Genomic DNA, 12,491 nt, shown 5'->3' with positions numbered 1-12,491 from the left:
AAGCCGTCCCGAACGCTCAGGACGTCTTATCCTGGTTTGTGTTTTTCCGCCCAACAAAAGCCTAAAAAAGATGTTTTTTATGTTAACCCTGAGAAATCATAACTTATTTATTATCAATAATTTGCAAAGTTAACATGCGAATTATGTTAAGTTGTGTTAACCCTTTTTGAAAATCATTGTAGCCCGCGTTTGCTGTGAAACGCTATTCAGCCCCTTACTCAATAAAACAAACTCTCCGCCTCAATTTCTCCTTTTGCGGCATCTCCGGGCTCAATCATATATATGCGTAAAGGCGTTTGCCTAACTCTGCTGCCTGGCGTTTGTACTGGTGCCTGGTAAACGTATTTTACCTTTATTTTGTGCAGGCCTTTGGCAAGCGGGAGCATGTACTCGGTTTCGGTGAGTTTTTCGCCGTCGATAAAGAGTTGCGTATCGGTATACGATGCCTGCGAAAAATTATAGCTGCCGTCTTCGGGCATCTCCACGTAACCATCATACACCACCCCGAAGTAAGGGTTATCCTTTTTTAAGGCCTCGGCGTTTAGTTTATCTGTGGTTGCCGAATCGGTAAGGGTAACGTAATCCAATTGGTCGGGCGAGGTGAAGCGGCCTCTTACCAGTTTGTATTTTAGGCCCGGTTTGCCATTAGCGTAAACAGTAGCCGGGATAAGTGGACGATTGTACATCAGCACGCGGGTAGCAATGCTGCGCCTGCCGGTCGGCGTTATAACACGCGCTTTAAACTCCCGTTTCTCGTTGGCGGGGATAATGATGGTTACCGGCGAGGTGTATTCCAGGTCGGTATCCAGCGGATCGCGGCCATTGAGGGTGTAATAAATGCGGGCACCCGGCACAACCGATGTTGGGGTATAAGTAAATTTAGGGCCGAAAAGGATGGTATCAATCACGGCAAAAGGTGTGGGTACGCGGTAGTTATAACCTTTAGCATCTAATCGCGCAAAATGGTTGGCCAGGCGTGCATCGGCAAAGTTATCGTAATTCTTATTCTCCGGTTTGGTCCATGCCACTTCTGATAAGGCAAACAGGCGCGGCAGGATCTGGTACTGCAGCTTGGCCATGGTGGGCACGTATTCCGTCCATAAATTGCCTTGGGTACCCATTACGTATTTCTGCTCATCGGGCGTTAGCTGTTTGGATACCGGGTCGTAATTATAAGTTTCTTTGAGTACCGCGTATCGGCCAAAAGATACCGGTTCCTGCGGCGAGCCGCTTTGGTAATGGTCGAAATAGTTGCCGGTGGTTTGTGGCGTCATGATCACGTTATGGTGCTGGCGCGCTGCCGCTATGCCGCCTTCTTCGCCCTGCCAGCTCATTACTACGGCATTTGGGGCGAGTCCCCCTTCCAATATCTCGTCCCAGCCTATCATGGTGCGGCCTTTACTGTTAATGAATTTCTCCATCCGCTGGATGAAGTAGCTCTGCACTTCCTTCTCATCCTTCAGGCCTTTTTCCTTCATCAAATTCTGCACAAATGCCGATTCTTTCCAGGGCTGTTTATTAGCCTCATCGCCACCTACATGGATGTATTTGCCGGGGAAGAGGTCCATCACTTCGGTAAGCACGTTCTCTAAAAAAGTAAAAGTTTCCTCGGTAGGGCAATAGATGCCGTTGATGCTGCGCGCCGGGTTCTTTGGGTCGGCGGGTTCGCAGCGCAACTCGGGATAAGCCCTTAATGCTGCATCCGAGTGGGCGGGCATCTCAATTTCGGGGATCACATTGATATACCTGTCGGCGGCAAATTTAACCACATCGCGGATGTCATCTTGTGTATAAAAGCCGCCGTAGCTGAGGCTGTCGGGCCAGTCGCGGTTATTGCCGTACATGGTTTGCTGGCGGTAGCCACCAACCTCGGTTAGCTTGGGATATTTTTTTATCTGGATGCGCCAGCCCTGCCCATCCACCAAATGCCAGTGGAAGGTATTGAGTTTGTAAGCAGCCAGTAATTCTATTACCTGCTTTACCTGCGGGACGGTGAAAAAATGCCGCGATACATCCAGCATCATGCCGCGGTAACCAAACCTTGGGGCATCTTCAATGGTAACGCATGGCAGTTTTTGCGAGGCGGCAGGCTGCACAGGCAGTAATTGGATCAGTGTTTGTATGCCGTAAAATAGCCCTGCACCCTTGCCCACTATGGTTATCTTTTTTGGGGTGATGGTAAGGCTGTAACCTTCGGCAGGCAATTTATCTGCACCGTAGGAGGTTAACACCAGCCCTGATGATACCTTGACTTTAGGATTGTGTTTGGAGATCTTATTATTGAAATGCCTGCCATCCTTCAAATAGTTTTTCAGGAAAATAACGGCTTTATCTTTCGGCCAATCGGCTTTTATAGGGGTTTGCGCGTTAAAGGTAAATGTGCCCGCTGCTTTCTTAACCGATGCAGGTGCAGGGATAATACCCAGGTAAGGGTCTTCGGCAGGTACCGTTTGAGCATTAGCCATGGTGGCAAATATCAGCGTGGAAATCGCGATAGCAGCAAATAATGAGAGCGCTTTTTTAGCAGTATTGGTAATCATGATGTAGCAGATGTGAGATGGCACAATTTAATGATAAAATGCGCACTAAGGTAGCCTGGTAATGTAACCTGCTTGTGACGCATGTTTTCAACCCGTTCAAATGGATTTTATAGTTGATAAAACTTAAATATTATAAAACCGGCCACAATTCCTAAATTGCATCCCTCAATTTCCCGGAACTTTTATGCTTGATATTTGCTGTATTGGCCACATCACCCTTGATAAAGTAGTAACCCCCCGCGCTGTAATGCACATGGCCGGTGGCACCGCTTTTTATTTTTCGCACGCTATGCGCAACATGGATGTGAAGTATGGGCTGGTTACAGCCCTTGCCGAAACCGAGTTGCAAAGTGTTACCGATCTGCGCGACCTTGGCATCGAAGTGAAAGCACTGCCCAGCAAGCATACCGTTTATTTTGAGAATATTTATGGCGAAAACCAGGACAACCGTACCCAGCGCGTACTGCAAAAAGCCGATGCCTTTAGTGTTGCCGACCTCGCCCATACCGAAGCCATCATCTTCCATCTGGGCCCCTTACTGGCAGATGATATCCCTACCGAACTCATTAAAAACCTGTTTAGCCGCGGTAACGTTTCGTGCGATGCACAGGGGTATTTGCGCGAGGTAATTGATAAAGGGGTACACGCTATCGACTGGGCGGAAAAAAAAGAAGCTCTGCAATACATCGACATACTGAAAGTGAACGAGCATGAACTGGAAGTGCTCACCGGCACCGCCGATATTATAGAAGGTGCGCAGATCCTGGCCGATTGGGGTGTAAAGGAAGTAGTGATGACCCTCGGCAGTATGGGCTCAGTTATTTTTTACGATCATACCTTTTACGAGGTGCCCGCCTATAAACCAACCGAAGTGGTTGATGCCACAGGCTGCGGTGATACCTATATGGCAGGCTATCTGTACCGCCGCATAAAGGGTGATGATGTGTTAGATGCAGGCAAATTCGCCTCTGCGATGGCAGGGCTGAAAATAGAGAACGCCGGTCCGTTTAAGGGGACAGCGGAGGATGTGAGGGCGATGATGGGTAGGTAGCGCTGTAGGGATAAAAGCTTATCTTTAGAAACTAACCATGAGATTAACTAAAACCATTATCACCTGCGTTATTCTCGTTATGGGGCTGTTACAGGGGCCGCTGATATATTATTATGTCAACGGCTTCGGGGGATTCTTGACTTTATACCCGTACATGTTAGTCGGGTTTTTGTTGTCAGTTTACCTGGTCGTAAAACTAAATCATAAGGAATCAAATACGCCTTTTATCAAGGTAGGTTGCATCGCTGGGATTGTATTGGGTATTGTTACGTTGTTTAGTGAAGATGCGATTGAATACCTCGATTGGACGTTAAGAAGAGGGACGAGAAACGAAATAGTTGAGCAGATAAAAAATGGGAACCTTGAGGGAGGGCGTCTACATGGGCGGTATTTTCCGCCAATATCTAATCCCGACAACAATATCCTTGTAGAAAAGTCAAACGGGAAAACGGTATCGGTGGAGTTTTTGATCAACTCCGGGTTTCTTGATCATTACTCCGCATTTCTATACACCAACAACCCTGATAAAATGAAGGATATAGAAGAACGGATATCTTCCGGCAAACGCAAAGGGTTTGCAAAATTAGATACTAATTGGTACAGGGTGAATTATTAAACCCCTCCCGGCGCGTGTGCCGAATGGGGTTTAATACGGAAATGAACCCGACAATCTCTTAAAACCCTTCGCTCAACACTGCTTCGCCTTCGGGTATCACCACCTTTTTACTTTCCATCCGTTTTTTGGTGAGCTGGTCTACCCGCCAAAGGGTGAAGATGCTTAACATCGAGATGCCCACAATTACATAACCCACCACGTTATAATTTACCAGCGGCGCGCCTTTAGATGGTTGCGATACGATCGTACCGGCAACGGCTGCGGCTATGCCACCGGCAATTTGTTGTAGCGACGCGTTGATGCTCATGAAAGCACCACGGTCGGCCATTTCGGGGATAGCGCTGGTAAGGGCGCTGGAAGGGATCATGCGGCTCATGATGCCCATCATCATCAGGATGTTGAGGATCATAACCAGCCAAAGCGGGGTTGCGGTAAGGTTGGTGTATACAACGCACATAATCATCATCCACACGGAAGCGATGGCAAATATTTTATACTTATCAATCCTGTCGCTGAGCTTACCAATAACGGGCATGATAAACAGCGAACTTACGCCTGATACCATAAACAGCATGGGCAGCTGCGCGTTTGTTATCTTCAAATTGTTAATGGCAAACGCACTCCCAAAGGGCATCATCATAAACCCGCCGATGGATAACAGGGCGGTGGCTGTAAAACCAACCCGGTAATCGCTTTTAGCAACGGTGTGCAGCAGGTGCAAAAATGCCGACTTATCGCGCTGCACGGCTAAGTGCGCGGTTATTGGTTTCAGGTATAAGGCAATGGCAATTGCTATGGCAACGCTCAAGCCGGCCACCATCCAAAAGGGGGCTTCCCAGCTCCAAAGGTTGGCCAGGTACAGGCCTATGGGTACACCCAAAACCTGGCTTCCGCCAAAACCCATCTGGATGAAACCCATTACCCGGCCACGTTGCTGCAGGGCAAACATATCTGTAATAATAGCCATGGAGATGGAGCCGATAACACCACCAAACAAACCGGTGATGATACGCGCCGCCACCAGTACTGCGTAAGATTGTGCCATGCCGCAAAAAATGGTACCGAGGATAAACCCGCAATAGAAAAACAGCAGCAGCTTTTTACGATCGAACCGGTCGGCGAAGCCGGCGGTAAGCAGGCCGGAGATACCGGCGCTAAAAGCATAGGCCGACACTGCGAACCCGAATGCCTGCGGTTTAAGGCTGAGTGATTTCATCAGCATATCGCCCAGGGGCGACATTACCATAAAATCCAGTATCACGGTAAACTGGGTAATGGCTAAAATAAATATGACGAATTTTTGGTAGCCGCTAAACGGTACGGCCGGTTGTTGTGTTTGCATATAGGTTTATATTAGTTCACAGCACTCGTAGCCGTGATAGTTTATCAATTCAATTATTTCCTGGTGGCGCAGGGTGTACGATACTATCCGCAGTACACAGTCTTCATCCTCGGTATCTACGCTCCATTTTTCAACCCCCGGCCTAGCGCCCAGCATGGCACATACCAAAGCCTTATCGGCGTCGCAGCTGATGTTGGTTTTAAATAGCAGTACGTGGTTAAAATTCTCCATGGTATCAACTTTATCCAATAACTATTGCCGGGCAAATAATTGGACAGTACATCACTTTTCTTTTTTTGGCAGCCCCATCCGATGGGGCTCTATCATCGTTGACGATCATCAGCCCGGAATATTGGATACGCCGCCGTTTTATTTTTTTAACGCCTTCACCACCAGGTCGAAGGTTTTCCACAACACCTCATCGGTTAGTTTAAAAGGCATCCCGCCCAGGCTTTGCCCTTCGTAATCAAACCGGGCCAATGCGTATAGTGGCGAGAAGGCTATAGACCAGTAAGTTTCAAAAGGCATCTTTTCTATCTCGCCGCGTGCTATTACGTTATGCATAAACTTGCCCATCATCTGCTTAAACTCCTGCAGAAAACCCGCGAGGAATTTCTCCTGGTAACTGGAGCTTCGCAACTGGTCGAAAAACAGGTTAAGCTGTGGGTGCTCCTTCATAAACTGATAGCGGTTTTTCCATTGTACGCGCAGCCCATCTTCAAACGAGGCATCCGGGTCAAAATCTTTGATCAATGCATCACTGAAGAGCGTGCCGCCTTCAGTTGCTATATTCATGATCAAATCATCCCTGTCTTTATAATAGATGTACAGCGTAGCTACCGATATACGGCACTCTTTAGCCAGTTTATTCATGCTAAAGCCTTCCATGCCATGTTTTACCATCAGCTCTACGGCTTTTTGCTTTACCAGTTGTTCTTTACTATTATCTCTTGTACGCATGTTTTGTTTAATACGCTACAAATATAAATGAATATTCATTTACTTATAAAATATATTTTATTTTTTTAACAGGTAAGAAAAAAGAAGGATGAGATGAATTAACCCTGCTGTAAAGAATTGCTGTAAAGAGGCATGCCGGGATTTATCCGTTGATGGAAAAGCCGCCTGCTTAATTTGGCTTTAAGTGCCGAGGCCTTAATTTTGTTTAGCTGCCGGTTGAGGTAGTTTTGGCAGAGCAATAAAACGGTGAGTGCCGATAGTATTTCGATAATGGGACTGAGGCTGGGAGGCATTTGTTGTGGAGCGACCAACTGTGCTGCCTGGTTGAGGTGGCCGGCATGGGCTGGTTGGCCAACAATATTTAAAACGGATAAAAGTAAAATGAGGACGATTAAAATACGGATGATCATTTTAAATTAGTTACCACGGAAAGCTAAGGCTGGGGAATCTATTGATTGTGATAAGGTTTAGGGGCGCAATAAAGATAGGTTGCCGCAGTCAAATAAAAAATACGTAGAAGTACCCGATTTTCACCCTTTTTTTAGGGTGAAAACACGGTATAAAATATCAAATAAAATGTTGATGCTGCTTTTGTAACAATTACCAATGTTGGCGCTTTGCTTCCGGCTTTCGTCTTATATTCGCTTTTATAAACCGCTAATCATCAGCCTTAAATGAAATACCTAAAGTTATCTGCCTTTGCGTTTATATTGTTTGCGTACCAGGCGAAAGCCCAGTCGTCGGGCGAAACTACGATCACCCGCTGGCCGGACGATAAGCGCGGCGCCGTTTCTATCACCTTTGATGATGGCTCCATTAACCAGTTTAAGCAGGCCCTGCCGGTGCTGAATAAGCTAAACCTTAAAGCTACCTTCTTTATTATTACCGGGCAAATACCGGGCTCCAGGTACCAGGGCGAATTTACTGGTCGGCCCGTAGGCTCCATTATTGCCGAAACTGCCACCGTGCCAACCAATGCGGATAATTTTTATGAGCGTGCCTCGGCTGCAGGCTACCTGGGTTTGGTTGGCCCGTTGGATTATCATTATAAGGCAGGCTCACTGGTTGATGCAGGTAAGCTGGCTGAGGCTTATGCGGTGATGGATGAGTTGTACCAAAAAGTACGTAACAACGAGTTTAAGCCAGGTATTCAGCACAATACCGAGTATATGGACGCCCACGGCACCACCTGGGCCGATATACGTGGCTACGCCAAACAGGGGCACGAGTTTGCCAGCCATATGGTTACCCACCCCCGCCTTGCCGCGCTGGATGAGGCCAATATGCTTTACGAAATGCAAAGCAGCCGCCTGGATATTTTGAGGGAACTTGGCGCGCGGTACACCTTTTCGGCAGAGGGCCCCTTTGGTACCGAGAATGAGCGTGTAATGCAATACCTGTATAAGGTTTACCCCGCCTTACGTAACCGGATGCCCGAGCCCTGGCTAAAGGAGATCAGCCGTAGCAACCTCAGCGACCCGGGTAATACCGATAAGGAATACATCCAGTTTCAGCGCGGGGCAACAACCAAAACACCCATGCCCATGATGAAAGCCTGGGCTGATACTACGGCCAATAAAACCAATACCTGGCTGGTGCTTACCTTCCACGGTGTTGATGGTATTGGCTGGGAAGCATTAACCCACCAGCAACTGGATGTATACTTCAGCTACATTAAGGCCCAAGACAATAAACTATGGGTAGCCACATTTGGCGATGCGGCGCGTTACATCCGCGAGCGGCAGAGTGCCAGCGTTAAAGCCACCAGCACCAATGTCGGCATTACGGTAAGCCTTAGCCACCCGTTAAATAAAGCCATGTACAACTTGCCGCTCAGCCTTAAAACGTATGTACCCGCCGGTTGGAAAAAGGTAAGGGTGAGCCAGGGCACTAAAACAAGTACGGTTGTGCCGGTTGTGCAGCCGGGTGGGGCCACACGCTACGTTTTGTACAAGGCTTACGCCAATGCATCGCCGATAAAGTTAAGGGCTATTTAAAAGCTATGCTTCTACCGCGTTGCGTGTGCCGTATGAGCCAAACACGTACGAACGCCTGAAACAGCTCCCGCATTCGTACCGCTTTATAGGTAGCCAAAAAAATAGTGTTTTCATCCAAAATGGCCTTTTGGCCCTGCGGTTGAGAATGCCCACAGCGCATTTAGGGCATTTGTTTTTGTTGTTCTTTGTTTCCATCGGGGTCTTTGTAAACGTTAAACTTTAATTATTATCACCAGTATCAATGTTTCGCAATGGGCTTAGTAGAACCGCATTGCATCTTAGTAGCTAAAAAAATCTTCCGGCAGGTAGCAAGCCTGCTTTAGTATGTTGTTGTACCGCGTGGCATACAACAGGAAAATAAATGGAATGCAAATGGCGATGAATATATCGGGCAGGGCCGGTGCCCTGCTGTTCGCCGTTAAAAACGATCTGTACCCAAAGGAGGCGGACATTCGTTTTTAATGTTTTGCTGCTCTGCGCGTAATCGCGGTAGCGATCTGCAAAACTGTATTTAAATCGTCTCTAACTGGTTGTGCTGCAAATGCAGGCGGGAGTTGGGCGTTTATGAAATAAATGTACGGCTTTTATTGCGTTATAGTTAATCTGCTGCTGAATTAATTAATGCCAATTTGCGAGATGAAATTAATTAGCTGACTACGTTCAAATATCCTGTTATGCTAATTTAAAAGAAAATTTTGGGGGTGGACAAAAGGAGGACAAAATGGGAGGGTTATAAATAAGCAGCCTCATATTTTTGTAACGATATCTTCCATTTCGGTACCGGCCTCCAGATCCATTTTTTTACGCAGGCGTTGTTTGGCCTTCTTTATTCCGTCGGTAGTAATGCCAAGCATGCCGGCCATTTCGCGGTTATTCAAATTGAGTTTTATGAGTGCCATCAGCCGGGTATCGGTGCCGGTAAGGTGAGGGTATTTATTGCGCAGGCGATAAAAAAACGCGGGGTGTACCTTGGTAAAAAGCTTTTTAAATTCGCCCCAGTTCTCATCCGTCATGATGTGTACCTTCATCATATTATCCAGCTCTCGGGCGTCGCCTTCATTAATGAATTTTACCTGTAGTTTTTCCACCTCGGTTTTAAACTCTTCTATCAGCAGGTTCTTCTGCATCAGGTTTTCGGTATACCCGTGCAGGGCAAGGGTAGCGTTATTTAATTCTTCATCCAGCCGCAATTTTTCTGATGCCAGTAGCTCCTGGTCCTTTTTGCTTTTTAACCGCTGCCGGTTATAGATGAGGATACTTATCACCATCAAAAGCAATAGTACAATAATAACGGTATTGCGTTTGTATGCCCCAATTTCGGCATTTATTTTTAGTTTGTTTAGCTGGGCCTTGCTTTTATCCAGTTCCCATTGCAAACGCACACGCTCAACTGCGGCAAGGTTGTCGCGGTTTTCGAGGCTATCCTTGGCGGCGCTGTATTTTTTGTTGAACAGGTTAGATTGCGTCATATCACCAAGTCTTTCGTACAGTAATGCTTTAAGCTCGTAATACGTTACGCGGTATCGCAGCACATCTTCGCGGGCCTGGGTTAGCAGTTTATCGGCGAGAGCAAGCTGTTGTGACGCCTGGCTAAGACTGTCGGCCTCCAGGCTTATTTTTACCAGGCGCAGCATTGCCGTAGCGGCATTAACGGTTTGGTTGTATTGTAACGATACCCTAAAATCTGTTTGAATAAGAGGCAGTGCTTTTTTATACTCCCCCTGCATAAAATATATCGAACCGATGTTACCCGTTATAATACCCACCCAGGCACTGTCGCGAGTGGTCTTCGCCATATTTAAAGCCTCATCAAAGTACTTCATAGCGGTTTTAAACTGCTGCGTATTACGATAGGTTAAGCCGATGGTGTTTAACGTATTTACGCGGCCCCGTGTTGCCGGCTGCTGATATTTTAAGGTCTGTTTCAGGTTTTCGCGGGCGTTGTCATAATCGCTCATGGCGTAGTAAAAATCCGCGAGCTGCGAAAAATAGGAACCCATATCCGGCACCTTATCAAAACCAATTTCTCGAAATTTTTCCTGCGCGAACAAAAAATACCGGCAGGCAGAGATGTTTTGTTTGTAGATAAGCAGGTATACCGCCTTGCGGTGCATGTATATAGCGGTTTCGAGCGACAGCGCATGCTCATCGGCAAATAGGATCGCTTTGTCGTAATACGAATTACTTATGGGATTGTATCCGCGATTCACCGAATAGTAGTCGGCTCGCATATCAAATACGGCGCACTCCAGCGATAGGTCGGCCTGTTCTTTAGCTATAGCGGCAAGATCATCCAGACTTTTCATGGCGTCCCGCTCAGCCATAGTACGACAGCTGGTTTTGTAAAGCCGGCGCGCCTCGTCAATCCGTTTGTTTTCGGGCAGGATTTTAATGGGGGCAAACAAGCCGGGTGTGTAGGCTGGTGGCTTATTTTGAACGACTGTCCTGAAAGCGGATAATGTAAGCGCGACAAAAAATAACGCCAATATCAGCAGAATGCCTTTTGATCTATTTAAACATTTCGGGGTCAATGTGTAGTTCAGTTAAGCTACTAAATATAGACATTTTACGCCCGACCGGAAGTTAAATTTAAATCAATTTTTAATTAATAGGCCATTTTAAAAAATTGCTTAAACCGTTAATTAAGTATTGGTTTAAGCAATTAGTTTTCGGGTGTTTGTATCTGGTTTAACGAGAGTGGTATGAGGCTTTTGGTTTTAAGGTAGGTAATGGTTACGATAGCCAAAGTCATGCTCCCACCAAATAATACCGCGGGGATGGTGCCCAGCAACCTTGCTGCCGTACCTGATTCAAAGGCACCTATTTCGTTAGACGAGCCAATGAACATGGCGTTTACCGCCGATACCCGGCCACGCATATGATCTGGTGTTAGTAGCTGCATAAGGGTTCCGCGAATAATTACGCTGACGCTGTCAAACGCGCCCTCGGTAAATAAAAAGATAAGTGATAAGTAGAAGCTACGCGATAAGCCAAAGCAAATGATGGAGAGGCCAAAGCCGGTAACTGCTATGAGCAAATTGCGCCATGGTTTGCCCATAGGTGAAAACCGGGCCATGGCCAGCATGGTTAATACTGCGCCAAGCGATGTAGTGGCACGCATAATACCCAAGCCCTCGGCACCAACCTTTAATATCTCGTTGGCAAAAACCGGTAAAAGCGCGACAGCGCCGCCAAAAAACACCGAGAAAAGATCGAGGCTCATAGCGCCTATCATCATCTTACTGTTGAATACAAATTTTATCCCCTCTGATAGGCTTTTCCAGATATTCTCCTTCGGCACAAAAATAGGCGGGTACGACCTTAAGAGGTAAATAAGCACAAGCGACACAGCCAGGAAAACAAGGATAACCGCAAAGGTTACCGAGATCCCCAGAAACCCATAAATGAGCCCGCCGGCCGCAGGGCCTAAAATTGATGCAATTTGCCAGGTGCTGCTGCTCCAGGTGGCGGCATTGGTATAAATTTCTTTAGGCACACTTTGGGTGTAGATAACAAAGGTTGCCGGGCCGTAAAATGCACGTGCAACGCCATTAAAAAATATCATTACATAAATGGTGGGCACCACCCAGCTCTGGTGGATATAATTACCGGCCCCCTTTAGGGTTATTAAAAACATCACCAGCGAGGAGATGAAAACCCCAATAAATATCAACAGGAGCATTTTGCGTTTTTCGGATTTATCGGCAATGTAGCCGCCGTACAGCGCTATGCCAACCGCGGGGATGGCCTCGCAAAGACCAACAAGGCCAAGAGCGAAAGGGTCTTTAGTGAGGTGGTAAATATAAAAGCCGATGATAACGGCCTGCATCTGGTAAGCAAAAGTGAAGCAAAAACGCATGCCGATATAAGATCTGAAATCCTTGTATCGTAACGCGGCAAAAGTTTCTATCCGGGGGCTTGTACTATCTTCTTCGGGCATTGATGAGGTGTTTGTGTTGAGGCCTGCAATTTACAAACCTGTGTT

Annotated in this window: 11 protein-coding genes; 3 read left to right on the top strand and 8 right to left on the bottom strand. The window is 46.9% G+C overall.

Annotated features, from left to right (window positions below; translation table 11 throughout):
* Positions 1-218 precede the first annotated feature (218 nt).
* Entirely contained in the window at positions 219-2,540 is a 2,322-nt protein-coding gene (locus tag ABIX36_RS02425) for a family 20 glycosylhydrolase (protein ID WP_348080570.1), read from the bottom strand.
* Between the two features lie 184 nt (positions 2,541-2,724).
* Here ABIX36_RS02425 and ABIX36_RS02420 point away from each other — a divergent pair, with 184 nt between their 5' ends.
* Together ABIX36_RS02420 and ABIX36_RS02415 are read left to right on the top strand one after the other, a co-directional pair.
* Entirely contained in the window at positions 2,725-3,591 is an 867-nt protein-coding gene (locus ABIX36_RS02420; protein WP_348080569.1) for a PfkB family carbohydrate kinase, read from the top strand.
* A 37-nt stretch (positions 3,592-3,628) separates the two neighbouring features.
* Complete coding sequence (locus ABIX36_RS02415) at positions 3,629-4,207, top strand: hypothetical protein (protein WP_348080568.1); 579 nt, start codon at positions 3,629-3,631, stop codon at positions 4,205-4,207.
* Between the two features lie 58 nt (positions 4,208-4,265).
* Here ABIX36_RS02415 and ABIX36_RS02410 read toward each other — a convergent pair whose 3' ends face one another.
* The 4 genes from ABIX36_RS02410 to ABIX36_RS02395 all read right to left on the bottom strand — a co-directional run bounded on the left by ABIX36_RS02410 (position 4,266) and on the right by ABIX36_RS02395 (position 6,919).
* The gene (locus tag ABIX36_RS02410) at positions 4,266-5,549 is read right to left on the bottom strand and encodes an MFS transporter (RefSeq protein WP_348080567.1); all 1,284 of its coding nucleotides are present in this window, start codon (positions 5,547-5,549) and stop codon (positions 4,266-4,268) included.
* A gap of 6 nt (positions 5,550-5,555) precedes the next feature.
* Positions 5,556-5,780 carry a hypothetical protein gene (locus ABIX36_RS02405; RefSeq protein ID WP_348080566.1) on the bottom strand — a complete coding sequence of 75 codons (225 nt, stop codon included), beginning with the start codon at positions 5,778-5,780 and terminating at the stop codon, positions 5,556-5,558.
* Between the two features lie 138 nt (positions 5,781-5,918).
* Positions 5,919-6,509, bottom strand: a complete 591-nt coding sequence (locus tag ABIX36_RS02400) for a TetR/AcrR family transcriptional regulator (RefSeq protein WP_348080565.1) — start codon at positions 6,507-6,509, stop codon at positions 5,919-5,921.
* Between the two features lie 98 nt (positions 6,510-6,607).
* The gene (locus ABIX36_RS02395; protein WP_348080564.1) at positions 6,608-6,919 is read right to left on the bottom strand and encodes a hypothetical protein; all 312 of its coding nucleotides are present in this window, start codon (positions 6,917-6,919) and stop codon (positions 6,608-6,610) included.
* Between the two features lie 264 nt (positions 6,920-7,183).
* On the opposite strand from ABIX36_RS02395, the gene ABIX36_RS02390 reads away from it, so the two are divergent.
* Positions 7,184-8,506: a polysaccharide deacetylase family protein gene (locus ABIX36_RS02390; RefSeq protein WP_348080563.1), complete on the top strand. Its 1,323-nt coding sequence runs from the start codon at positions 7,184-7,186 to the stop codon at positions 8,504-8,506.
* Positions 8,507-8,784: 278 nt separating this feature from the next.
* Here ABIX36_RS02390 and ABIX36_RS02385 read toward each other — a convergent pair whose 3' ends face one another.
* From ABIX36_RS02385 to ABIX36_RS02375, 3 genes are all read right to left on the bottom strand, one after another.
* A complete protein-coding gene (locus tag ABIX36_RS02385; RefSeq protein WP_348080562.1) occupies positions 8,785-8,958 on the bottom strand; it encodes a hypothetical protein in 174 nt (57 codons plus the stop codon).
* A gap of 294 nt (positions 8,959-9,252) precedes the next feature.
* On the bottom strand, positions 9,253-10,830 hold the full coding sequence (locus ABIX36_RS02380) for a tetratricopeptide repeat protein (RefSeq protein ID WP_348080561.1): 1,578 nt from the start codon (positions 10,828-10,830) through the stop codon (positions 9,253-9,255).
* A gap of 338 nt (positions 10,831-11,168) precedes the next feature.
* Positions 11,169-12,446, bottom strand: coding sequence for an MFS transporter (locus ABIX36_RS02375; RefSeq protein WP_348080560.1), 1,278 nt, complete (start codon positions 12,444-12,446; stop codon positions 11,169-11,171).
* Positions 12,447-12,491: the final 45 nt, after the last annotated feature.

Origin of the sequence: Mucilaginibacter sp. (assembly GCF_039925265.1) — a bacterium.
GTDB lineage: Bacteria > Bacteroidota > Bacteroidia > Sphingobacteriales > Sphingobacteriaceae > Mucilaginibacter.
This window is presented reverse-complemented; position numbering and strand designations above follow the sequence as displayed.